Raw genomic sequence first — 23,118 nt, 5'->3', positions numbered from 1 at the left:
GTGTCGTCACGCGATTCGGCCAGCGGCCCCCCCGGGCCGCTGGCCGAATCGTCGGATCAGCCGTGCCGACGCCCCGGCACGGGCCGTCTCCTACACCTTGAGGCCGAGGCTTCGACCGATCAGCATCTGCTGGACCTCGGATGCACCTTCACCGATGGTCATCACCCGGGCGTCTCCATAGAGTCGCGTCACCGTCGAATCCATCATGAAACCCGCTCCACCATGCAGCTGCGTGGCGTCGTAGGCCACCTTGTTGCAGATCTCGGAGGCGACCAGCTTGCACATCGCCGCCTCCTGCTCGTAGGGGTGGCCGTGGTCCATCTTCCAACAGGCGTCGTAGGTGATCGATCGGGCCGCGGCGGTTGCCGCAGCCATCCGAGCGACCTTGAATCCGACGGCCTGGTGGTCGCCGAGGCGCTGATTGAACGACTCGCGCGTCTGGACGAAATCCAGCGTGGCGTCGAGGCACCCCTGGGCGATGCCTACCGATGCCGACGCGATCGGCAGGCGGGCCCAGGTGAGGAACCCCAACGCCTCACGGTATCCGCGACCGGCGTCGCCCAGGAGCGCGTCCGGCCCCAGGTGGACGTCATCGAAGTACAGCGGATGCGTGTCGGAAGTGCGCCATCCGATCTTGTCGTAGGCGGGACCGACCTCGACTCCGGGTGCATCCAGAGGGACCAGGAAGGCTGAGACCTCCGGGCGACCGGGCCGGCCGGGACCGGTCGCGGCGAAGAGGATCACGTACTTCGATCGCGGCGTGCCCGGGTTGGTGATGAAGGCCTTCGATCCGTTCAGGCGCCACCCGTCGCCGTCCCTCACGGCGGCGGTACGGATGTTGCCGGCGTCGGAGCCACCGCTGGGCTCGGTGAGACCGAAGGAGATGAAGATCTCGCCACGCGCCGCCTGTGGAAGGATCTCCTTCTTCTGTTCGTCGTTGGCGAGCCGTTCGAACAGTGCGCAGGCGATGCCTTGTACGTGCGCGCTGGCGCCGACGCCGCCGTCGACCCGCGTGATCTCCTCGACAGCCAGGCAGAAGGAGGTGATGTCGGAGCCGGAGCCGCCGTACTCCTCACTCACGCGAAGGCCGAAGACGCCCAGTTCGCCCAAGCCATCGATGATCGATTCGTCGAACGTGGCGTCGATGGTGCGCTGCGCCACGGTCGGCGCGAGCACGCTGGTGGTGAAGTTGCGTAGCACCGTGCGCCACGAGCGGTGGTCGTCGGTGAAGCACCAGGGGACGTCGAGCTCGATCCCCTGCTGTGAACGGTCGGTGGCGGGCATAGGTCACTCCTTCATGAATCAGTCGGCTAGGGCCCAGTGGAAGTCGGTGACGAGCCCGGAGCGCTCGCCCTCGAACACGGCAGTGACGGCGGCACCGATGTGCATCCGCTCCAGCGCCACGTGGTAGTCACTCAGATCTATCCCCTGGAGGAAGTTTCCGATGGCTGTATCCGCGCCTTCGGGGCGCGCGTAGACCAGGGCATACGGCGGCTCCGGATAGCCCGGGAAGCTGGTGTAGCCGATGGTCGCCGCCTCGACGACGGCGTGTGGCCCCACGTCCGGCCAGTCGTCGGAGGTAGCAGCGAAACATTCTTCGCAGAAGTCGCGGGGGGGCACTCGGATCCGGCCGCAGGCAGGACACGGCGAGGCCGTCAACACCCCCCGCTCCCGCACAGTGGTGAGGAACCGGCTCGCCGCCGGCCCCGCCGCGTGCCGGAAGTCGAGGTGCCAGGCCCCCGGGATCACGACGTGACTGGTCAGGGCGTCGCCCATGGTCAGCTCCTCTTCACGAAGCCATCGAGTTGCTCGCGGACGTTCGGACTCGTGGTGATGTGGTCGAGGAAGAGCTCTCGCTCACGCTGCATGGCGGCTGCTGGCGGCTCGTCCTCGGCGCAGCGGGCCATCTCGCGGACTGCGGTCATCGCGACCCTGTCCCGTGAGGCGAGACGGTTGACGACCCGGTCGAGCTCGGACTCGAATTCGTCCGGCGGCACGGCCAACGCGGCCAAGCCCCATGCTTGAGCCTGGTCGCCCGAGATCATCTCGCCGCTCTGCAGGAGCCACCGGGCGTATGCCCGAGGCAGGGCACGGACCAGCCGGACCGAGCCGCCGGCACCGGGCAGAAGAGCATGCTCCAGGTGCCGGTCGCCGATGCGGGCTTCGGTCGAAGCGAGCACCACGTCGCACGCCAGCAGCATCTCGCAGCCGCCGGCGACCGCGTACCCTTCGATGGCCGCCAGACTCGCGAACGGGCCTGCTTCGATCGCGTCGAGGACCTCGCTCAGCCGCGTCACGTAGGCCTCTAGTCCCTCCCGGTCGCCGATCAGGCCACGCACGAGGTCGAGGTCGGCGCCTGCGCAGAAGTGCCCACCGGATCCACGAACGACCAGCACCGACGCGTCTGCACGCGCCATCTCGACTGCGCGCTCGAGCCCCTCGATGATGCCGAAGTCGATGCAGTTGCGCACGTCGGGCCGGTCGAGCCGCGCATGCACGACGCTACCGACGCGATCGATGAGGACCTGTCCTACCCGTGTCACGAGTCCTCCCCCCGAAGTACGGCTACGCCCGCGAACTGGATCGAGCCGCCAGCACCGGTCACGACGGCGGTGCGACACCCATCAATCTGGTGATCCCCGGCGCGTCCGCGGACCTGGAGCGCCCCTTCGGCGAACCGTACGAGGGCGCTGACACTGATGGGGGCCGCACAGAGCACGCCGCCCGAGGGGCACACAGGGATCTCGCCGCCGCGATCGAACCGGCCCTTCTCCGCGTCGGCGATGCCCTGGCCCGGTTCGGAGAACCCGAGCGCCTCGACGGCGATCGGCTCCATCGTGGCGAAGGGGATGTAGGGCTCCGCGACGTCGATCTGACGAGCCGGGTCGGTGATGCCCGCCTGGGCGTAGGCGGCCGCCGCGGCACGCGACAGCTCGAGGAACGAGCCGTGATCGTTGTCGCCGGCTGCACCCATCTTGTCGCCCAGGAAGTAGGTGTTGGAGCGGGCCGCGAACCCGTCGATCCACGCCACCGGTCGGGCGATGGTGGCTGCGCGCTCGGCCGAAACCATGACCACGGCGGCGCCGCCTGAGGTCTGGGGACAGGCCATGTCGCGCCGGATCGGTGCGAACAGCAGTGGGCTGGAGAGCACCTCGTCAGGGGTGACCGGGTTCCGCAGTTGGGCTGCGGGGTTGAGTGCTCCGTTGTTCCGCAACCTGGAGGCGATCTGTGCCCATGCCTCCTCGCCACGGCGCAAGCCGATGCCATGGCGGTGGAGATAGCGCTGGGCCTGTAGCGCGGTCATCGAGATCGTGTTCAACGGCAGGCGAGCCTCGTAGGCCGGATCCCAGATGAGGTTGAGGACGTGTTGTGCCGACTGTTGGGAGTCGCCCATCTTGTCGGCCCCGACCACCAGCGCGCATTGGGACTCTCCGGCAGCGATGGCGCACCAGGCCATCTGCGCCGCGGACGTGCCGGTGGCCCCACCGGTTTGCACCCTCACCACCCGCTTGCCGCGAGCGGCGAGCACGTCGACGAGTTCCTGTTCGGGATGTCCGATGCCGTACAGGGCGTCCGGGCCTTGCGAGAGCACTACCAGATCGACGTCGGCCATGCTCACATCTGCGTCGCCCAAGGCAGCGACGGAAGCATCGCGAATGAGTCCGAAGAGGTCGGTGTCGGGCCGGCGAGTGCGCATCGGCGTCATTCCGACGCCCACGACGCCGGGTCTGGTGAGGCTCATGACGGCGCCCCCAGCACTGTGAGCGAGTGCCCCTGTCCGGCTCGACCGTACGAACAGTGCGCAAGTGCGCTCAAGGCGCCGCGCTCGACTGCCTCGGCGGCGCACACGATCCGTTCCAGTCCGGCGGCATAGCCGGCGTTGCGGCGGAACAGCCCACCTGAGGGCTGCAGGTGCGACAACCCGCCCTCGATGACGGCGTCGGCGACCTCGCTCGGCTGCCCCAGACCGAGCGCGTTGGCGGCCATCACCAGACGGAAGACCGTCCGGTCGGTGGTCTCGATGACCTCGGCATGAGCGGGGTCGCTACCGGTGCGCGCCAGCATCCGCTGCCGCAGCCTGCCCACCGGGTCTGGATGCTGCTCGAGCGGCAGCCCGCTGTCGCTGGCGAAGTCGACAGCCTTGATCTCCGCGCGCGCCCCGGCGGCCGAGACTAGCACCGCCACTGCGGCCCCGTCGACGGGGGCGACGTGCGCCGCCCTGAGCGGGGTGAACCAGAGCCGGTCGTCGTCGGCCTTGTCGGGGGTCAGGAACGCCGTGAGGGAGTCGAAGCGGTCGGCGCTGAGTCCGTGGGCGTGCAGCCAGCGAGTGACCGCCAGGGCTTCGGCCGCCAGCGGGTGCGCGCCGACGGGTCTGGAGAACACCGGCTCGGGGTCGGGCGAGACGGCGTTGAAGGGATCGGACTCTGCGGGGCTGTGCCAGGAGACGACGAGTACCGCTCGGTCGGCTCCCGAGGAGACGCGCCACACCGCCGAGGCGAGTGCGACGCTCGGATCGTCGACGACCTTCGTCTCGTCTTTGAGGTAGCCTCCAGCCGGTCCGGCCATGTGCATCGACGAGATCAGGCGGCCGTCCAAGGCGTCGGAGCCGGCGAGCACCACCCCGGTGATGTCGGCGCGGCTCAGACCTGCGTGGTTCACGGCGGCCCGCGCCGCGAGGTGGACTCCGAGCGGCACATCGAGACGCTCCGGCCCACTTCCGAACTCCGCGACCGCCCAGCCGGCGAGCCCCACCGCTGTTATGCCGCCCCTCCGGGGGCGAGAAGCTCCATGATGGCTTCGACGTTGCCCTGCAGCTGCGCCGCATCCAAGCCGAAACTCGGGGAGTACAGCAACGTCTGCTCGTACAGTCCGTCGAACCGCTCGTGCAGCTGCTGGGCGACCTCGTCCGAGGTGCCGGCCACCGCGAACAACTCCACTACGTCGTCGGGAACGGCGGCGATCATGGCGTCCATGTCGCGTCGCGACCACGCTGCGCGAGCATCCGCCGCCATCGACTCGAGGCCGTGCACGGCGAACGCGGGCAGATAGGTGCGTACGACGGCGTAGAAGCCGATCTGCGCCTTCGCCCAACGCAGCGCCAGATCGGGATCCTCGTTGATGCTGCAGATGACGTAGCCCGCGATGGGCACTGAGCGGCTTCGGTCGGCGCGAACTGCGCCGTCGTCGAGGGCCGGACGCACGACGTCCTCCACGTAGCGGCGACTGAAGATCGGGTGCCCGACCAGACCGTCGGCCACGGAGCCGGCTGCCCGCACCATCCGCGGGTTGACGCCGGCAAGGTAAACCGGAATGTCGGCTCGCAACGGTGGGCGCACCGCCGCAGTGGGGCTCAGGGCGAGATGATAGAAATCCCCATCGTGTGACACGCCGGTGTCGTCCATCGACCACAGTCGACGCAGCAGCGGAACCAGCTCCTCCACCCTCCGTGCCGGAGCCGTCGGATCGCTGCCGTGCCAGTCCCGCTGCATCGTCCGCGTGCCGGTGCCCAACCCCAGGATCAGGCGCCCACCGCTGAGCTCATCGAGGTCACGCGCTTCGGCGGACAGCACGAGCGGCGAGCGCCCGACCGCATAGGCGATCGCGCTGCCGAGGACCACACGAGAGGACACCATCGACATGGCCGCCAGGGATACGACCGCCGTGCGCTCGTAGAACTCAGTCGTCCAGACCGAGTCGAAGCCGGCGGCCTCGGCGCGGCGGGTCACGTCCTGGACGAGGTCCAGGTCTCCCCCGAGCAGCACCAGGCCTCTGTTAGGAGTTCCAGACGCAATCGGCGCGGAATCGCCTACCACGGGAGACCGTCACACCCTGGCGGCGCTGGCGGGCGTGAGGCCCTGCACGAGTCGCTGAAGGATGTCGCTGGCATCCTGGGCCATCTGGGGGACGAAGGTGGCTACGTCGATCACGTCCTGGATACCGCTGGAGACCTGGCCCGCTGCGACAAGACCCTTCTCGAAGTCGCCGGTGGACTGCGCGAGCTGCAGGGCGTGGTCCTTCCACTCGGTCAGCTCGTCGGTCGTCATCTCTTTGTTGGCGACGATTTCCAGCAGACGGTCCGTGGCGGGGTTGCGGAGGCCGCGAGCCGGGCCGTAGACGCCGGGGAACACCAGGTCGTCACCCTCTCGCGCGTCGACGATGAACTGCGGGACGGACGGGTGCCAGTCGGTGTTGTCGGCCGAGGCGATGAATCGCGTGCCCATCGCGACCCCCGACGCGCCGAGGGTCAGCGCGGCTGCCAGGGTCCGTCCGTCGCGGGCACCGCCCGAGAGCAGCACGGGCACCGACACCGCCGCGGTGACGTTGGGCAGGAGCACGAATGTGTGGACGGGTGAGTGGTGCGTGTGGCCGCCCATCTCGTAGCCGGAGGCGATGATGACGTCGGCGCCGGCCTCTTCGGCCTTGATCGCTTGGCGCGTGCTGCCGACCTTGTGCTGGTGGATCAGGCCGGCGTCCTTGATCCGCGCCGCGAAGGCTCCCGGGAAGCCGGCGCTGGTGGTGAGCACCTTCAGCTGCTGGCCCACCTTGCTGCTGGCTTCACGTGCCTCGATCACGGCGTTGATGTAGGCCTCGGTGATTGGTAGCACCGTGCCGGTGTCGTCAGCGCCGACAGGGACGTTGACCGCGAACGGCTTGTCGGTGAGCTCGGCGCAGGCGGCGATGTGGCTGCGCATGATCGCTGCGCCCTCGCTCGGTTCCTGGGACATACCGGGCATGCTGATGGTGCCCATCCCGCCGGCGTTGCTCACCGCCGCCGCCAGGGCCACGGTCTTGAAGGGGCCCATCCCCTCTTGGATGATCGGGTGCTCGATGCCGACGAGCTCGGTGTATCGGGTGGGGAGAACGGACATTTCGGCTCCTAAGGAAAAGGAAAAGGTCAGAGGTCTAGCGGTCGGCGGTGAGGATCAGAGCCGACCCGTCGTTGAGGGCGCCGGAGGTGACCACGGCAACCTCGTGACGAGGTGCCTGACGTTCGCCACAGCGGCCCTGGACCTGCAGCACGGCCTCGGTGATCGTGTTCATTCCGTGCAGGTATCCCTCGGCGAGCAGCCCGCCGTGGGTGTTCATCGGCAGCGAGCCGTCGATCGCGGTCGCGCCGGAGCGGATGAACTCGCCCGCTCCCCCGCGCTCCGCGAGACCGAGCCCCTCGATGGTCATCAGCACCGTGCTGGTGAAGCAGTCGTAGATCTCGGCGACGTCGACGTCGCCCGGACCGATCCCGGCGCGCCCGAACAGCTCATCGCGCAGCAGGTAGCCGTAGTTGCGGGTGAAGTCGTCGGTCAGCAGCTGGTCGCCGATGTCGAGACCAGGACGAGGTCCGGCGGCGTACGCACCCGATGCGACCCGGACCGGGGGGTGCGCAAGGTCGCGGGCCCGCTCGAGCGTGGTCACGAGAACCGCGCAGGCTCCGTCGACCTCGGTGGTGCAGTCGGCGGCACGGAACGGGTCCGCGATCCACGGGCTGTTTAGGTAGGCATCCATGTCCAGCGGCTTGCGCAGGATCGCGCGGTCGTTCAACTCCGCGTACGCCCGCTGGGCGATGGCCACCGCTGCCAGGTCCGCCTCGGTCGCACCGACCTCGTGCATGTAACGACGTGCCCACATGGCGATGTACATCAGGTAGGCGTTGTAACCGATGGGGTAGCGGAACTGCGCGGCGCCGCCGGCGAAGGCGCCACTGCCGACCCGGATTCCCGAGCGGCCGTTGAGGGCGCGGAAGACCAGGACCGCCTCCGCCTGCCCGGTCGCCACGGCGATGGCCGCCTGATAGGTGATAATGCTCGGCGACTGACCGCCCTGCTGGAAGTCCAGCACGTACCGCAGCTTGGGCAGCGCCAGCGCAGTGGCCACCGCCTCGCAACTCACTGAGTCGTTGAGCACCGAGAAGCTCGCCACGCCGTCTACGTCGTCCTTCGACATGCCGGCGTCAGCCAACGCGTTGCGGGTGGCTTCGGCAGCCAAGGACAAGACGGTGCGGCCAGAGTTGCGGGATAGCGGGGTGTACCCGACCCCGGCGATGGCAACCTCACGCATGCACGGCTCCTCTCTCATGTACGGACTCTAATAGTTAGTAAATCTTCAACCGAGCAGACAGTTTACGTCTTATCGGTCAAGTTGTCTACGGTTCAGCGGCCCTCGTTCGTCCCGGGCTCCCGCCACGGCAGCGCCCCCAACGGCACCGGCGCTGCACCGGGCCGCACCACCACGGCCGTGCCGCCGGCCCCGTCGGAGACCAGTCGCGCGCGGACCGGCTCGTGAACCGCGTCGGCTCGTGCGGCCGCCAGAACCGCCGCCGCGTCCGCGTGCTGCTCGCACAGGGACAGGTGATATCGAGTCGGCGGCAGCAGGCGTGGCGTCCACTCCTCGCTATGCAGGACCTCGTTGGGGCGGACCCAAACGGAGTCGACGGCCTCACTCCGGTCGTGCTCCGAGATCTGTCCCGCCGGCGTGGCGGCGTAATAGAAGAAGGTGTCGAACCGGCGCGGTGCGCCTTCGGGAGTGATCCACCGGTCGTGGTAGACGAGGGACGCGGGATCCAGACGCAGCGCTCTCTGATCGAACGCCTCGGCGAGCGAGGCTCCGCTCGCCATCGCAGCACGCACGGCGCGGGCGTGATCGACGCTCGCAGGAGCGCCACTGCTGTCGAGGGCCAGCAGTATCAGCGCCTCCTCGCACGTTTCCCGCACCCCGGCGACGAAGACGTCGTCGACGACACCCGCGACCTGGTCGACCATCTCGGCGGGCGCCGCCGCCCGGCCACGCTCGTCCACCTGCGGCGGACCGATCAGCGGCACACGCTGATCGCTGTCGTCAACGCTGCCTCCCGGGAAGACGAACCGGTCTGGCGCGAACGCCGCCTTCGACGTCCTGCGCAGCAGGAGCACCTCGACCCCTTCGTCGCCGTCGCGGACCACGACCACGCTCGCCGCTCTGCGCGGGGTCACGACCTCACCTTCAGTGCCCACCATGTCCACTCTCCCATCCACTCAGACGGATATCGACTTATCGGTCGAAGGATTGTAGAGTCTCGCACAACCCGAAGACAGCCGCGCGAGAGATCGCGCAGAGTGAAGGAGCAGCCCTGTGAACGAGGTCGTGATCGTCGATGGTGTCCGCAGCCCGATGGGCAAGCGGGGAGGCGGTTTGGCCGGAGTGCATGCGGTTGACCTGTTGGCCCATGTGCTCGGCGCGCTCGTCGACCGCACGGGAATCGACCCGGCGACAGTCGACGACGTGATCGGCGGCTGCGTAGGGCAGGTCGGCGAACAGTCCACCAACGTCACTCGCAACGCGTGGCTGGCGGCGGGACTGCCCGTATCGGTGCCAGCGGTCACCGTCGATCGCCAGTGTGGCTCGAGCCAGCAGGCGGTGCACTTCGCCGCTCAAGGGATCGCCTCCGGCAATTACGACGTTGCCATCGCGTGTGGCGTGGAGTCGATGAGCCGGATTCCGATCGGCTCCGCTGCCACCTTCCAGGGCTCCCCCTACAGCGAACAGCTGCTGGCAGCGCATTCCTTGGTCTCGCAGGGCGAGTCGGCCGAGCGGATCGCGGAGAAGTGGGGGTTCTCGCGCTCGGACCTGGACGCGCTGGCTGTGCGGTCCCACCGCACCGCCATCGCGGCACGGGAGGCAGGAGTCTTCGCGCGCGAGATCACCCCCGTCCAGGTGGGCGAGACACTGGTGGACCAAGATGAGGGGATCCGCGAACCCGACCCTGCCAGGATCGCCTCGCTGAAGCCGGTCTTCAGAGAGGACGGCGTGATCACCGCGGCGACCTCCTCCCAGATCACCGACGGCGCTGCGGCGCTGCTGCTGATGAGTGGCGAGCGGGCGCGGGAGCTGGGCCTGACCCCCCGTGCGCGGATGGTCTCGATGGCGCTGGCCGGTGACGACCCGGTGATGATGCTGACGGCTCCGGCCCCGGCCACCCGCAAGGTTCTCGACCGAGCCGGCCTCGTGGTGGACGACCTCGACGCGGTCGAGATCAACGAGGCGTTCGCGAGCGTCGTGCTGGCTTGGCGGAACGAACTGAACATCTCCGAACAGTGGTACGACGAGCATGTCAACGTGCATGGCGGGGCGATGGCCCTGGGCCATCCCCTCGGCGGCTCGGGCGCCCGCCTGATGGTCAGCCTGATGTCGGTGCTCGATGAACGTGGCGGTCGCTACGGGCTGCAGACCATGTGCGAGGGTGGCGGTCAGGCGAACGCGACGCTGATCGAGCGCTGGGGCGCCGAGCGATGACAGACACCTTCGTCGCGGGCACCGGCATCGCCGTCTTCGACCGCTCCCCCAGTACCCGGTCCGCCGACCAGGTCGAGCACGCCGTCCGTGCCGCCCTCGAGGACGCGGCCGTCGGACTGGATCAGATCGACGCCGTCTACGTCGGCAACGCTGCCAGCGGCCTGCTCACCGGGCAGGAGATGATTCGCGGCCAGGTGCTGCTGCGCCAGTTCGACCTGAGCGGTGTGCCCATCGTCAACTGCGAGAACGCCTGCGCCAGCGGCTCCACGGCGCTCCACCTCGCGGACACCGCGCTGCGCGCTGGCCGGGCCGGGACCGTGCTCGTCGTCGGAGCCGAGAAGATGGCCAGCGAGGACAAGCAACGCCCGATGATCGCCTTGGCCGCAGCGGTGGACCAAGAGCGGCTGGAGGAGGAGTCGCCCGAAGTCCGTGGCAGCGGCTCGCTGTTCATGGACATCTATGCGCAGTTGGCACGTGACTATATGAGCGACCACGAGGCACGCCCTGAGGACTTCGCCGCGCTGGTCGTGAAGAACAGGCGTCACGCCTCCCACAACCCGGTCGCTCAGTTCACGGCTCCCATCACCGTCGAGGAGGTTCTCGAGGCCAGGCTGATCAACGACCCGCTCACCCTGCCGATGTGCTCGCCCATCGGCAACGGCGCGGCAGCGCTCGTCCTCACCATCGAGCCCACCCGCGAAGCCACGGCGGTGCGGCTGCTCGCCTCCAGCCTGGTCTCCGGTCGAGGACGGCACTCCGAGCCGGCCGTCGCCCATGCGGCGCGGTTGGCCTTCGACCAGTCGGGGGTCTCACCCGGCGACGTGAACCTGGCCGAGGTGCACGACGCCACCGCGCCTGCCGAGCTCATCGCGCTGGAGGAGCTGGGCCTGCTCGCCTCGGGGGAGGGTGTCTTCGCGGTACGCAAGGGACGGCTGAGCGTGGGAGGCGACCTGCCGACGAATCCCAGCGGAGGCTTGGTCTGCAAGGGCCACCCGGTGGGTGTCACCGGCGTGGCGCAGGTGGTCGAGGTGGCCGACCAGCTCAGGGGCCGGGCCGGTGGGCGCCAGGTCGAGGGTGCCCGGATCGGGATCACCGAGAACGCCGGTGGTTGGCTGGGCGGCGACGTCGCGGCGGCCACAGTGCACATCCTGGGGCGGTGAGCGGTGAGCGACGCCGCCCGGCCGGGCGCCCACGGGATCGCCTTCGAGCGCTCCCCCCGCACCACCCGGTACCTCGACCCGTCCCAGAACTGGGCGCCTGCTCAGATCACCAGCGAGATCCGACGTGACCCGTTGCTGGGCACCACCGGTCGGCTCGCCCACTTCGTGGGATTCAAACCTCAACCGGAGGACTTCGCAGAGCTTGCCGAGACCACCCGCGAGATCTGCCCCTTCTGTCCCGAGCGCCTGAAGGTCGTGACCCCGCAGCTTCCTCCCGATGTCTTCGCCGAGGGACGTCTGAGCCGGGGGGAGGCGACCCTGGTCCCGAACCTGTCCCCCTACGACGCCTTCAGCGCGGTGACGGTGATCTGCGCCCAGCACTTCGTCTCGATCGATGCGTGGTCCCCTGACGTCCTGCGCAACGCCATCAGCCTTGCCGGTGACTACGCGAAGGCGGTACGCGAGGCCGGGAACGACCTGCCGTTCACACTGCTGAGCTGGAACTACATGCCGCCCGCTGCGTCGACCCAGATCCATCCCCATCTGCAGGTGATCGTCACCGACGAGCCGGGAGAGAACGTCAAAAGGCGGATCCGCGCGCAGCGGGAGTACTTCGAGCGTTGGGGGCGCCCCTACTTCGACGACCTGGTCGAGACCGAGCGTGCCCTGGGTGAGCGCTGGGTGTACGACAGCGAGCACTTGACGGTGCTGACCGACTTCGTATCACTCTCGGCGCTGTCGGACGTGCGCATCGTCTTCTCGGACCATCAGCTGCTCGACACCCTCGACGACGCGGCCTTGGCGGACTTCTCCACGGTCACCTCCCGGCTGCTGGGTGCACTCGGGGAGACCGGCATCTCGAGCTTCAACATGTCCTTCTTCCCGGCCACCCTGGATGCCGCCGACGGCGGGCGGCTGCACGCCGTACTCACACCACGGCTGTCCTTCTCCCCCGCACTGCACGCGAACGACATCGGCGCGCTGAACCTGCAGCTGGGCGAGCCCTACATGGCGCGTAGCCCGGAGGACCTCGCCGCCTCGCTGCGGCTCGCGTTCGACCAGGCATCCCCGGACGCCCCTTCGGGAGGATCATGATGGACTTCGCCGCATCCGAACTGCACCGCGACATTCGCGCTTCGGTGCGCGCCATCGCTGAGAAGTACGGCCATGCCTACTACCAGCGCACGGCCGCCGAGGGGTCGCGCAGTGAGGAGCTGTGGAACGAAGTCGCACAAGCCGGGTTCGTCGGGGTGAACCTTCCCGAGGAGTACGGCGGCGGCGGGCTGGGGATCAGCGAGCTGGCGATCGTCGGCGAGGAACTGGCCGCTCACGGCTGTCCGCTGCTGCTGCTGGTCGTGTCGCCCGCGATCTGCGGCACGGTCATCTCTGCCTACGGCACCTCCGAGCAGAAGCAGCGTTGGCTGCCCGACCTGTGCTCGGGGTCGGCCAAGATGGCCTTCGCGATCACCGAACCCGAAGCCGGGAGCAACAGTCACCAGCTCGCCACCCGGGCCAGCCGTGACGGCGAGGAGTGGGTGCTCAACGGCACCAAGCACTACATCTCAGGCGTGGACGAGAGCCGTGAGATCCTGGTCGTGGCCCGCACGGGGCGCACCGACTCCGGCCGCGGACGGCTGAGCCTCTTCGTCGTTCCCACGGACGCGGCGGGGCTGAGCATGCACCCGATCCCGATGCAGGTCAACGCCCCGGAGAAGCAGTTCACCCTCACCTTCGAGGACGTGCGGTTGTCCGCCGACCGCTTACTGGGCGAGGAGGGCGAGGGGCTGCGGCAGATCTTCGTCGGGCTCAACCCCGAGCGCATCATGACAGCCGCCCACGCCTGCGGACTGGCTCGTTATGCGCTGGACAAGGCCGCCCGCTATGCGCAGGAGCGGGTGGTGTGGGGCGTGCCCATCGGAGCACACCAGGGGGTGGCGCACCCGCTCGCGGAGGCCTCGATCCACCGCGACCTGGCGTGGCTGATGACCCAGAGGGCGGCTTGGCTGGTCGACGCAGGCATGGACCCACGAGAATCGGGAGTCGCCGCCAACAGCGCGAAGTTCGCCGCGGCGGATGCCGCTGGGGAGGCATTGGACCGCGCGATCCAGGTGCACGGCGGCCACGGCCTGTCCACAGAGTTCGGCCTGGCGGACCTCTGGGGCTTCGTGCGGCTGCACAAGACGGCGCCAGTGAGCCGCGAGATGGTGCTCAACCACATCGCGCAACAGGTGCTGCACTTGCCGAGGTCGTACTGATGTGGCAGTCGGCGCTGCCGGTGCTGACCGGGATCCGGGTCCTCGACCTCAGCCTGCAGCTGCCGGGGCCGTACGCGACCCGGCTGCTGGCCGATATGGGTGCCGAGGTGCACCGGATAGAGCCCCCCGGGGGTGATCCGGCGCGTGCCTTCCCCTCCCTCTACACCGAGGTCAACGCGGGCAAGAAGGTCCAGGAGGTGGATCTGAAGTCAGACAGCGGACGGCGTCGCGTGCTCGACCTCGCGCGCGAGTGCGACGTGCTGGTCGAAGGCTTCCGACCTGGTGTCCTGGCACGCCTCGGCCTGAGCTACGAGGTGGTGGCTCAGACGAACCCGGGAGTGATCTACTGTTCGATCTCGGGATACGGCCAAGACGGCGAGCGTGCCGGCAAACCCGGTCACGATCTCACCTACCATGCCGACGCCGGCACGTTGGCGCAGAACGGACCCTGCGCCGCGATCGTGCCGCCGCTGCCCATCGCCGACTTGGCGTCCGGACTGATGGCGGCCACGACGATCAACGCCGCGCTGGTCGGTCGCGCCACCAGCGGCGAGGGCGCCCATCTCGACGTGAGTATGGCCGACGTGATGGCCTCCTGGACCTTCCCCGTGGCCCTTCCCCGCGCGGCTGGGGAGGTGGACCTGTTCGGTTCCACGCCGCACTACGGCGTCTTCGACACCGCCGACGGGCACCGCATCGCGCTCGGGATCGTGCACGAGCAGCACTTCTGGGAGCGGTTCTGTGACGAGTTCGGCCTCGCTGACGAACGCAGCTCCACCTTCGAAGGACGCCAACAAGACCACCAACGCCTGCGACACCGGTTGGAAACGCTCTTCGCCGGCCTTCCAGCCGCAGACGTCATCGCCCGAACGACGCGCGTCGACGTGCCCGCTGCCATGGTGCTCCGCCCGGAGGACGTGCTCGACAGCGCTCCCTTTCAGCATCGAGGACTCATCCGCAGCAGCGGATTCGGAGCCAGATACGCTCACCCAGTGCGTTTCGCAACTGCCTCCGCCGACGCGGCCCTCGGGGGAGACTCGTCCACCACAGGAGTGACAACATGAGCGGTCCGGCGACCAAGCCCGATGACGAACAGCAGCCCCTGAGCCGAGTCGCCCGCAAGCGAAGCCAGCGCATCGATGCGATCTTGAATGTCGCCGCCCAAGTGGTGTCCGAACACGGCTACCACAACACCTCCCTGGAGATGGTCGCCGACCGGGTCGATCTCACCAAGGCATCGCTGTACCACTACTTCGACAGCAAGGACGATCTCTTCAGTGCCTGCTTCCAGGCGGTCGCGGAGAAGACCATCGCTCGTCTCGCGGCGGTCGCCAACGCGGCGCCGACCCCTCTGGACGCGTTGCGTGACCTCATCCTCGAGCAGCTTGAGATCTTCGTGCACGACGACCCCCACATGGCGCGCCTGTTCCTGCAGCACCAGGATTGGCCGGAGTCGATGCGCGAGGAGCAGCGCCACTGGCGCAGGCAACACGAAGAGATCTTCGTCGCCGTCGTCGAGGATGGCGTGGCGTCGGGTCAACTCCACCCGCGCGACCCGCGGGTCGCCCTGCATTGCATGCACGGGTCGATCAACTTCGTCCCGATCTGGTTCCGATCGCGGACGGCATCCGAGGACAGGAAGGTTCTCACCCTCGTCACCGAAAGCATCCTCGACATATTCCGATAGCAGCCTGAAAGGCCCTCATCCATGACACTCGACCAGTTGTTTAGCCTTGCTGGCCGCACCGCCCTCGTCACCGGAGCAACGCGTGGGATCGGTGAGGCGATGGCCCAGGCGCTCGATGCCGCCGGCGCCCAGGTGATCCTTGCGGGCCGAGACCGCCAACGCCTCGACCAGGTGGCCTCGACCCTCCAACACGACCCCGTCGTTCTCACCGCCGATCTGCAGGACCCCGACGGGCCGACGGGCCTCGCGGGCGAAGCCCGGGCCTCTGCCGACGCGATCGATATCCTCATCAACAACGCGGGCGGATCCTGGAACCAGGCCCTCAGTGATGTGGACGACGAGAGCTGGGCCCGCACGATCCAGACCAACCTCACCGCTGCCTTCGCACTCACGCGCGAACTGGCTCCGGCGATGGCCGAGCGTGGCTGGGGTCGGGTGGTGAACGTGGCCAGCGTCATGGGCTTGGTGGGCGACACCCACTCCAGTGCCTATGCGGCCAGCAAGGGCGGCATGATCGCCATGACCCGCTCACTGGCGGCTGAGCTGGGCCGCCGCGGGGTCACGGTCAACACCCTGTGCCCCGGTTGGGTGGAAACCGACCTCGTCAGCGACCTGCACTCCGACGAGCGGTTCCAGCAGCGCGTCGTGCGGCGTACCCCTGTCCGGCGCTGGGGCGTCCCGGCCGACATGGCCGCCGCCGCAGTCTTCCTGTCCGGCCCCGGGTCGGCGTTCATGACCGGACAGACCCTCGTGGTCGACGGCGGCCTCTCAGCGACCTGGTGAGGCGGACCACCACCCGGCCGCCGGAAGGGCTCAGCGGCCCACCGCTTGTTCTCCTCCGCCGTGCTGCTGACGCAGCAGCGTCTTGAGCACCTTGCCAGTGGCGGTGCGGGGAAGCTCCGACACGAACTCGATGCGGGTGGGGCACTTGAAGTGGGCGAGCCGGTCCCGGGTGTAGGCGATGAGCTCCTCGGCAGTCGCCTCGGCGCCTTCCTGGAACGTCACCGTGGCCACTGGCGTCTCGCCCCAGCGGGCGTCGGGGACGCCGACGACGGCCACCTCGCGGACCGCGGGGTGCCGGTAGAGCACCTGCTCGACCTCGATCGGGTAGACGTTCTCGCCGCCGGTGATGATCATGTCCTTCTTGCGGTCGACGAGCGTGATGAAGCCCTCGGCATCCATGCGGCCCAGATCGCCGGTGTGGAACCATCCGCCGCGGAACGCCTCGGCCGTGGCCTCGGGCAGACCCCAGTAGCCGGTGAACACGTTCGGTCCGCGCAGGACCAGCTCCCCCACCTCGTCGACGCGCGCGTCCTTGTCGGCTTCATCGGCGATGCGCGCCTCGACATGAAACACCGCCCGGCCGATGGATCCCGCCTTCTCCTTGACGTGATCGGCGTCCAGGACCGACACGATCGGAGCGGTCTCGGTCATTCCGAACCCTTCCTGGAAGGGCAGTCCCTTCCCCTGGTAGAAGTCGATGACCGGCAGTGGACACGGCGCTCCTCCCGAGACGGCGAGCTCCAGCGACGACAGATCGAAGTCGTCGAAGCCGGGCACCGACATGAGGGCCGCCCACATGGCGGGGACCATGAACTGCACGGTGGCCCGCTCTCGGGACATCGCGTCCAGCGTCTGGACCGGGTCGAACGCGGGCAGCAGGACGTTGGTCCCGCCGGCGTACAGCAGTGGCAGGGTGTGGATCCCCAGGCCACCGATGTGGAACATCGGCGCCACGGTCACGGTGAGGTCGCCCTCGCGCAGTCCCCGCCCGAAGGACAGACTGTTCACGACGTTCCACAGGTGGTTGTCGTGGGTCAGCATCGCTCCCTTGGGTCGCCCTGTGGTTCCGGAGGTGTACATCAAGCAGGACAGGTCGCGCCGATCGACGTCGGTGTCTATCGGACGGGACTCGCCGCTGCCCAGCACCTGGTCGTAGCGCAGCTCGCCCTGCTCGGGTTCGCCGCCGACGATCAGTCGGGAGCGGACGCGAACCCCGTCACCGCCCAGGGCCGCGCGGGCCACCGGCGCCAGGGGCGCCGAATACACGAAGGTGTCAGCCCCGGAGTCCGCCAGGAGGTAGGTGATCTCGGCCGGTGCGAGCCGCACGTTCATGGGGACGAACACCGCGCCCAGCTTGGCGGTGGCCAGCATCGTCTCGAGGAACGCGGTGCTGTTGACGAGGAGCCCGGCGACCCGGTCGCCCTGCCGGACCCCCAGGGCACTCAGTGCCCGGGCCAGCTGGTTGGTGCTGCTGTCCAAGTCGCCGTAGGTCAGTCGCCGCTCACCGTCGACGAGAGCGATCCGGTCCCCAGAGAGGAAAGCCCTCGTCGTGACCCAACTGCCGATTCCTCTGTCCATGTCCCGTCCCTTCAAAGAGGGCCCCAACTGCGGGTGACCCAGGTCACCCGCAGTTTGGTCAAACCTGACTGTGGCGTCAAGATAGGAGCGCGGCGGAACCGTCGGATGAAGGGACATCGCATGACATCGGCCGAACCAGGACCCCCGCCGGTCACCGCGCGTGGCCGGCGCACCAGGTCAGCGCTGTTGCAGGCTGGGCGGGAGCTGTTCGAGGAGTGCGGGTTCTCCGCCGTCGGCATCGATGCCGTGGCCCGGCGCGCCGGGGTCTCCCATGGGACGTTCTACACCTGGTTCGACTCCAAGGAGGCGTTGCTGCGCGAGATCGTCACCGGTGTCACGGAGGACATCTTCGCCGCGACCTCGATCGGCGCCCGCCTGCCGCCGGACGCGGCGTACGCCCGCATCGAGGCCGCGAACCGGTCGTTCCTGCGGGCCGTGACCCGGCACTCCCGGATCCTGCGGGTGCTGGACTCTCTGGCGGATGTCCGGGAGGACTTCCGGGGGCTGCGACTGGAGATCCGGGAGTCGTTCGTCCAGCGGGGTATGGAGGGCCTGATCCGGCTGCAGGAGCTGGGCCTGGCCGATCCGCTGCTGCCGCCGCGAGCGACGGCCAGCGCCCTGGGCGCCATGGTGGAGTCCTTCGCCCACCTGTGGCAGGACCCGGTGGAGCGGCTGGACGAGGCGGAGGCCGTCGACGTACTCACTCGGCTGTGGGCCGGGGCGATCGGCCTGGCGCCGCAAGCCTGGCCCGGGGGCGACCGGACGGGCCGAGCGGGCGCAGCGGGCACCGAGGCGCTCCACGAGTGACCGGTGGGCAGATCCGTCAGCGCTGCTCCCAGCGCCACGGGCTCTCGCGACCAGGCGCCACCCGTCCCCTGCTCTCCAGCAGGACCAGGTGCGCCAGGGTCTCCGCGACAGCCGCCCTGCGCATGAAACCGGAGACCTGGTCCCAGGGGCGCGACCAGGTCAACGCGGCGGTCAGCTCCCACGTCGTCGGTGCCGCCGTCAGGGCGGCGTGAATCTCCTCCAGCCGCGCGTCGTGGTGGCCCAGCAGCGTCGACACGCGCGCCGCGAGGCCGGCGAAGCGGTACTCGTGCGCGGGCAGCACCTCGTCCAGCTCGTGATCCAGCCCGGCGACGCGTGCCAGGGAGTCGACGAAGTCGGCCAGCGGACTGCCGCTCGACTGCGCGTGCACCCCGATGTTGGGCGTGATGCGAGGAAGGACGTGGTCCCCGGAGAAGAGGACGCGACGCCGGTGCTCGTGGAAGCACAGGTGGCCGGGCGAGTGGCCGGGCGTGTGGACCGCACGCAGATCCCAGCCGGGCAACGGCAGCCGGTCGCCGTCTCGGATGAGGCGGTCGGGCTCGGTCTGGCGGACGTAGGCCGCGATCGGCAGCGAAGCGCGGGACAGGGTCTGCAGCTCGTCCTCGGGTACCCCGCAGTTCTGCAGCAGCGCGGCCATGTCGTCGAGCAGGTCGGTGATGCCGGCCCCGTACCGGGCGGGCAGCAGAGCCGCGTCGTCGGGATGCAGTCCCACCCACGCACCCGACGCCTCGCGGATCCGCCCCGCCAGACCGTAGTGGTCGGGATGGATGTGCGTCACCATCACGCCGCGGACGTCGCCGATGGCGTGCCCGGCCGTGACCAAGCCGTGGGTCAGGGCGAGCCAGGCGTCGTCAGTGTCCCAGCCGGCGTCGATCAGCGCCAGCCCGTCGTCCAGCTCGAGTGCGTAGACGAGCACGTAGCGCAGCGGGTTGTCGGGGATGGGGACGGGGATGGACCACAGCCCCTGCTGGACCTGCTCCACCGGGGGCAGCACCTTCTCCGCCCACGCCCGCTTCTGGGCGGCCCCGGTGACCCGAAACGGCCGGGCCGGCTCTACGGTCACAGGCCGATCCTCTTGCTGATGACTTCGTTCATGATCTCGTTCGTCCCGCCACCGATGCCCAGGATCCGCGCGTCCCGGTAGTGGCGCTCGACCTCGGACTCGCGCATGTAGCCCATGCCGCCGAAGATCTGCACGGCCTCGTTCACCACGAAGTCGCAGGCGTAGACGGCGGTGTTCTTCGCCATCGACACCTCGGTGACGACGTCCTCGCCGGCGAGGTACCGCTGCGCGACCGCCCGGGTGTAGCACCGCGCGACGTCGACCTGGCGGGCCATCTCGGCGAGCTTGTGCCGGATGACCTGGCGGGAGGACAGTGGTCGCCCGAACGTCTCCCGGTCCCGCGCCCACCCGAGTGCCAGATCCAAGGCGCGGGCCGCGGTGGCGTAGGCCTGGACGGCAAGGCCGATCCGCTCGTTCTGGAACTGCTGCATGATCTGCACGAAGCCGGAGTTCTCCGCGCCCACGAGGTTCGCGGCCGGGACCCGGACGTCGGCGAAGGACAGTTCGGCGGTGTCGCTGCACCGCCAGCCCATCTTGTCCAGCCGGCGGGACACGGTGAACCCGGACGTGGCCTTGTCGATGACCAGCAGGGAGATCCCGGAGTGGCCGGGTCCGCCGGTGCGCACCGCGGCGGTGACGAAGTCGGCGCGGACGCCGCTGGTAATGAAGGTCTTCGCACCGTTGACCACGTACTCGTCTCCGTCGAGGACCGCCCGGGTGCGGATGTTGGCGACGTCGGAACCCCCGCCCGGCTCGGACACCGCCAGCGATCCGATCAGCTCCCCGGCAAGCGTGGGGCGGACATAGCGCTCGACCAACTCGGGGCCGCCGTTGGCGGCGATGTGCGGAAGCGCGATGCCCTGGGTGAACAGCGAGGCACACACACCGGTGGATCCGCCGCCGTTCAGGATCTCCTCGGTGATGATCGCGGAGTCGATCGCGTCGCCGCCGCTGCCGCCCACCTCCTCGGCGAACCCGACGCCGAGGAGACCGACGTCGGCGGTCTTGCGGTGCAGATCGCGCGGCAGCTCGCCGGACTGTTCCCACTCGTCCATGTTCGTTGCGATCTCCCGGGCGACGAAGTCGCGCGCCAGCCGCCGTAGCGCCACCCGCTCGGGTGTGCGCCACGGGTCGCCGGTGGGTGCGGTGATGTCGGTCGCCGTCACTGTCGTCCTCCTCCACTCGGTGCGTCCGCCGGAATCAGCCACACCGGCGGGCGCTTGTCCAACAGCGCGGCGATGCCCTCCCGCGCTTCGTCCGACGCGAACCTCTCGGCGGAGACCGCAGCCATCCGCCGGAGGTCCTCCTGCAGATCCGGGCCGGGGAGGTCTCGCAGCAACTGCTTGGTGATCGCCAGTGCCTGGGGGGCACCCTTGCTCAGCTGCCCGGCCAGCATGTCGACCGTCAGGTCCAGCTCGTCGTCGGGAACCGCGCGATCCAGCAGGCCGACGTCGCGGGCACGCAGCCCGTCGAAGTTCTCTCCGGTGAGGAACAGCTCTCGGGCGGCGCGGCGGTCCATCCGGCGCAGGCAGGCTACGGCGATGACGGCCGGGGCCACGCCGATGCGGACCTCACTGAACCCGAACGTCGCGCCGGCCAGTCCGACCGCGAGGTCACAGGCCGCGATCAGGCCCAACCCGCCCGCGCGCGCAGCTCCGTTGACCCGCGCGATCACAGGTATGGGGCTCTCGTAGATCAGTGTCAGGATGTCGGGCAGGCCAAGCGCCGACGGCGCCGCACCCGACCGCTGCTCCTTGAGGTCGGCGCCGGAGCAGAACACCGTGCCGGCTCCCGTCAGCACGACGACTCGTGTCCGATCGTCGGCGGTGACCAGCGCCAAGGCCGCATGCAGCTGTTCGACAAGGGCGCGAGACAGAGCGTTGCGGTTGTGCGGGGAGTCCAGGGTGACCTCCGCGACGGGCCCGCGGTGGTGGACGTGGACCAGCTCCTGGTCAGCCACGGAAACGCTCCCTCAGCTCGTGCTTCTGGATCTTGCCGGTCGCCGTCTTGGGCAGGCCGGTCAGGACCTCGATCCGCTTCGGGACCTGGAAGCCGGCCAGGTGCTCGCGGCACAACGCGGTCAGCCGCTCCGATAGGGCGGTGGGGTCGACGTCGGGGTCGACGGCGACGACGACCGCTGTCACGGCCTCGCCCCATCTGTCGTCGGGTACGCCGATGACCGCGGCCTCGGTGATCTCCGGGGAGCTGAGCAACACCCGCTCGACCTCGACCGAGGAGACGTTCTCCCCGCCGGTCTTCACGATGTCCTTGAGCCGATCGGAGAACCAGACCACCCCCTCCTCGTCGAGGTGCCCGATGTCGCCGCTGTGGAACCAGGCGTGAGCGAAGGCAGCGGTGTTCGCTGCGGGGTTGTTCCAGTAGCCGCTCATCACGTGCGGACCGCGGTAGACGATCTCCCCGGTCTCTCCCCGGGGCAGGAGGTCCCCGCCCGGTCCCATCATCCGGGTGTCGACGGTCACGACCGAGGGACCCCACGAGGCGCTCTTGGTGTCCTGGTGCGCCGGCCACTGAAGCACCGTGGCCGGCACGCACTCGGTCTGCCCCGAGCCGAGCAGTACGTCGGCGTTGGGGAAGGCGGCGGCTATCTGACCGATCCGCTCCTGCGGCATCAGCGCCATGGCGTACATGCACAGCCGCACCGAGGACAGGTCTCGCTCGTCGAGCCTCGGCGTGGCCAGCACCGCGGCCCACATCATGGGCAGCAGCAGCAGGTGCGTGGCCCCACTGCCCTCCACGATGTCCAGGTAGGCCTCGGGCTGGAAGCCAGGGGGCAGGATCGCGGTGCCGCCGGTGAGCAGCACGGGCAGCAGCAGCGTGTCCAGTGCCGTGGTGTGGAACAGCGGCAGCACGATCGGGGCCACGGAGAACTCGTTCCCGTGCCGGTGCCCCACCTGCAGCGCGCTGCTGAGTGCCGCCACGTGAACAGCGAGGTGGCTGGTCAGTACGCCCTTGGGACGGGCCGTGGTGCCCGAGGTGTAGAGGCAGTGCAAGGTGTCGCGGTCCTCGACCACCACCTGCAACGGGGTCGGGTCCGCGGCCACATCGTCCCAGCGCAACGCGGTGCGCCCGGCCACCGAGTCCGACGTCTCCCCGGTGACGACCACGGTGGTGACCTGCGGCAGATCGGGGAGTATCTGCTCAAGGAGCGGTACGAATGCCGGGTCGGCGACCACGGCGCGCACTCCTGCGTCGGCCAGGATCCACGCCACTTCGTCCGGGGGCAGCATCAGATTGACGGGCAGGGCGACGAGCGCGGACTTGGCGCAGCCGAAGAACGTGGCCACGAACCGCCAGGAGTTGCCCAGCAGGAAGGCCACGGGCTCCTGCCGCTGGAGGCCGGTGTCGAGCAGGCCTTGTCCGAAGGCCTCGGCGGAGGCGTCGAGGCGTGCATAGGTGATCTCCTCGTCGCCCTGCACGATGGCGGTGCGGTCGGGGAACTGGAATGCCGAGCGGGTGAGCATGTCGCCCACCGACAACCTGGTC

22 protein-coding genes are annotated in these 23,118 nt (G+C 69.1%); 8 read left to right on the top strand and 14 right to left on the bottom strand.

The annotated features are described in order from the left end of the window. Positions 1 to 90 precede the first annotated feature (90 nt). The 9 genes from FIP57_RS22175 to FIP57_RS22135 all read right to left on the bottom strand — a co-directional run bounded on the left by FIP57_RS22175 (position 91) and on the right by FIP57_RS22135 (position 8,993). Positions 91 to 1,284 (bottom strand): acyl-CoA dehydrogenase family protein, encoded by a 1,194-nt coding sequence (locus FIP57_RS22175; protein ID WP_148575912.1) that lies wholly within the window; start codon positions 1,282 to 1,284, stop codon positions 91 to 93. A gap of 18 nt (positions 1,285 to 1,302) precedes the next feature. Then, positions 1,303 to 1,776 carry a Zn-ribbon domain-containing OB-fold protein gene (locus FIP57_RS22170; protein WP_148575909.1) on the bottom strand — a complete coding sequence of 158 codons (474 nt, stop codon included), beginning with the start codon at positions 1,774 to 1,776 and terminating at the stop codon, positions 1,303 to 1,305. A 2-nt stretch (positions 1,777 to 1,778) separates the two neighbouring features. After that, entirely contained in the window at positions 1,779 to 2,498 is a 720-nt protein-coding gene (locus tag FIP57_RS22165; RefSeq protein WP_162529933.1) for an enoyl-CoA hydratase/isomerase family protein, read from the bottom strand. Positions 2,499 to 2,539: 41 nt separating this feature from the next. Beyond that, positions 2,540 to 3,742, bottom strand: coding sequence for a thiolase family protein (locus tag FIP57_RS22160; RefSeq protein WP_148575904.1), 1,203 nt, complete (start codon positions 3,740 to 3,742; stop codon positions 2,540 to 2,542). Continuing rightward, positions 3,739 to 4,752 carry a beta-ketoacyl-[acyl-carrier-protein] synthase family protein gene (locus tag FIP57_RS22155; RefSeq protein WP_148575902.1) on the bottom strand — a complete coding sequence of 338 codons (1,014 nt, stop codon included), beginning with the start codon at positions 4,750 to 4,752 and terminating at the stop codon, positions 3,739 to 3,741. The genes FIP57_RS22160 and FIP57_RS22155 overlap by 4 nt, the downstream gene beginning before the upstream one ends. Positions 4,753 to 4,757: 5 nt before the next feature. After that, positions 4,758 to 5,762 (bottom strand): LLM class flavin-dependent oxidoreductase, encoded by a 1,005-nt coding sequence (locus FIP57_RS22150; protein WP_203231412.1) that lies wholly within the window; start codon positions 5,760 to 5,762, stop codon positions 4,758 to 4,760. Between the two features lie 60 nt (positions 5,763 to 5,822). Beyond that, positions 5,823 to 6,869, bottom strand: a complete 1,047-nt coding sequence (locus FIP57_RS22145) for an NAD(P)H-dependent flavin oxidoreductase (protein ID WP_148575900.1) — start codon at positions 6,867 to 6,869, stop codon at positions 5,823 to 5,825. Positions 6,870 to 6,903: 34 nt separating this feature from the next. Then, the gene (locus tag FIP57_RS22140) at positions 6,904 to 7,980 is read right to left on the bottom strand and encodes a thiolase C-terminal domain-containing protein (protein WP_148575898.1); all 1,077 of its coding nucleotides are present in this window, start codon (positions 7,978 to 7,980) and stop codon (positions 6,904 to 6,906) included. A 164-nt stretch (positions 7,981 to 8,144) separates the two neighbouring features. Continuing rightward, on the bottom strand, positions 8,145 to 8,993 hold the full coding sequence (locus FIP57_RS22135; RefSeq protein ID WP_148575895.1) for an NUDIX hydrolase: 849 nt from the start codon (positions 8,991 to 8,993) through the stop codon (positions 8,145 to 8,147). A 109-nt stretch (positions 8,994 to 9,102) separates the two neighbouring features. On the opposite strand from FIP57_RS22135, the gene FIP57_RS22130 reads away from it, so the two are divergent. From FIP57_RS22130 to FIP57_RS22100, 7 genes are all read left to right on the top strand, one after another. After that, positions 9,103 to 10,263: a thiolase family protein gene (locus FIP57_RS22130; protein ID WP_148575893.1), complete on the top strand. Its 1,161-nt coding sequence runs from the start codon at positions 9,103 to 9,105 to the stop codon at positions 10,261 to 10,263. Then, entirely contained in the window at positions 10,260 to 11,423 is a 1,164-nt protein-coding gene (locus FIP57_RS22125; RefSeq protein ID WP_148575891.1) for a thiolase family protein, read from the top strand. The genes FIP57_RS22130 and FIP57_RS22125 overlap by 4 nt, the downstream gene beginning before the upstream one ends. A gap of 132 nt (positions 11,424 to 11,555) precedes the next feature. Then, a complete protein-coding gene (locus FIP57_RS22120) occupies positions 11,556 to 12,518 on the top strand; it encodes a hypothetical protein (RefSeq protein WP_148575888.1) in 963 nt (320 codons plus the stop codon). Next, positions 12,518 to 13,678, top strand: a complete 1,161-nt coding sequence (locus FIP57_RS22115; protein ID WP_148575886.1) for an acyl-CoA dehydrogenase family protein — start codon at positions 12,518 to 12,520, stop codon at positions 13,676 to 13,678. Before FIP57_RS22120 ends, FIP57_RS22115 begins: the two co-directional genes overlap by 1 nt. Beyond that, positions 13,678 to 14,742 carry a CaiB/BaiF CoA transferase family protein gene (locus tag FIP57_RS22110; RefSeq protein ID WP_148575884.1) on the top strand — a complete coding sequence of 355 codons (1,065 nt, stop codon included), beginning with the start codon at positions 13,678 to 13,680 and terminating at the stop codon, positions 14,740 to 14,742. The genes FIP57_RS22115 and FIP57_RS22110 overlap by 1 nt, the downstream gene beginning before the upstream one ends. Beyond that, positions 14,739 to 15,365, top strand: a complete 627-nt coding sequence (locus tag FIP57_RS22105; RefSeq protein WP_148575882.1) for a TetR/AcrR family transcriptional regulator — start codon at positions 14,739 to 14,741, stop codon at positions 15,363 to 15,365. The genes FIP57_RS22110 and FIP57_RS22105 overlap by 4 nt, the downstream gene beginning before the upstream one ends. A gap of 21 nt (positions 15,366 to 15,386) precedes the next feature. Beyond that, entirely contained in the window at positions 15,387 to 16,148 is a 762-nt protein-coding gene (locus tag FIP57_RS22100; protein ID WP_148575880.1) for an SDR family NAD(P)-dependent oxidoreductase, read from the top strand. A 30-nt stretch (positions 16,149 to 16,178) separates the two neighbouring features. Here FIP57_RS22100 and FIP57_RS22095 read toward each other — a convergent pair whose 3' ends face one another. Beyond that, complete coding sequence (locus FIP57_RS22095) at positions 16,179 to 17,843, bottom strand: acyl-CoA synthetase (RefSeq protein ID WP_238993672.1); 1,665 nt, start codon at positions 17,841 to 17,843, stop codon at positions 16,179 to 16,181. Positions 17,844 to 17,912: 69 nt separating this feature from the next. Between FIP57_RS22095 and FIP57_RS22090 the strand changes: the two genes are divergently transcribed. After that, the gene (locus tag FIP57_RS22090; RefSeq protein ID WP_162529932.1) at positions 17,913 to 18,533 is read left to right on the top strand and encodes a TetR/AcrR family transcriptional regulator; all 621 of its coding nucleotides are present in this window, start codon (positions 17,913 to 17,915) and stop codon (positions 18,531 to 18,533) included. Positions 18,534 to 18,549: 16 nt separating this feature from the next. Here FIP57_RS22090 and FIP57_RS22085 read toward each other — a convergent pair whose 3' ends face one another. The 4 genes from FIP57_RS22085 to FIP57_RS22070 are packed head-to-tail and all read right to left on the bottom strand — an operon-like array spanning position 18,550 to position 23,096. Next, positions 18,550 to 19,614: an MBL fold metallo-hydrolase gene (locus FIP57_RS22085; RefSeq protein WP_148575876.1), complete on the bottom strand. Its 1,065-nt coding sequence runs from the start codon at positions 19,612 to 19,614 to the stop codon at positions 18,550 to 18,552. Continuing rightward, positions 19,611 to 20,780 (bottom strand): acyl-CoA dehydrogenase family protein, encoded by a 1,170-nt coding sequence (locus FIP57_RS22080; protein ID WP_148575874.1) that lies wholly within the window; start codon positions 20,778 to 20,780, stop codon positions 19,611 to 19,613. The genes FIP57_RS22085 and FIP57_RS22080 overlap by 4 nt, the downstream gene beginning before the upstream one ends. Then, a complete protein-coding gene (locus FIP57_RS22075; protein ID WP_148575872.1) occupies positions 20,777 to 21,574 on the bottom strand; it encodes an enoyl-CoA hydratase-related protein in 798 nt (265 codons plus the stop codon). The genes FIP57_RS22080 and FIP57_RS22075 overlap by 4 nt, the downstream gene beginning before the upstream one ends. Continuing rightward, complete coding sequence (locus FIP57_RS22070; RefSeq protein WP_238993675.1) at positions 21,567 to 23,096, bottom strand: class I adenylate-forming enzyme family protein; 1,530 nt, start codon at positions 23,094 to 23,096, stop codon at positions 21,567 to 21,569. Before FIP57_RS22070 ends, FIP57_RS22075 begins: the two co-directional genes overlap by 8 nt. Positions 23,097 to 23,118 lie beyond the last annotated feature (22 nt).

The organism is Nocardioides caldifontis, from assembly GCF_008087345.1.
Lineage (GTDB): Bacteria > Actinomycetota > Actinomycetes > Propionibacteriales > Nocardioidaceae > Marmoricola_A > Marmoricola_A caldifontis.
Note: the sequence above shows the minus strand (reverse complement) of the source record. Positions and strands in the feature narration are given on the sequence as shown.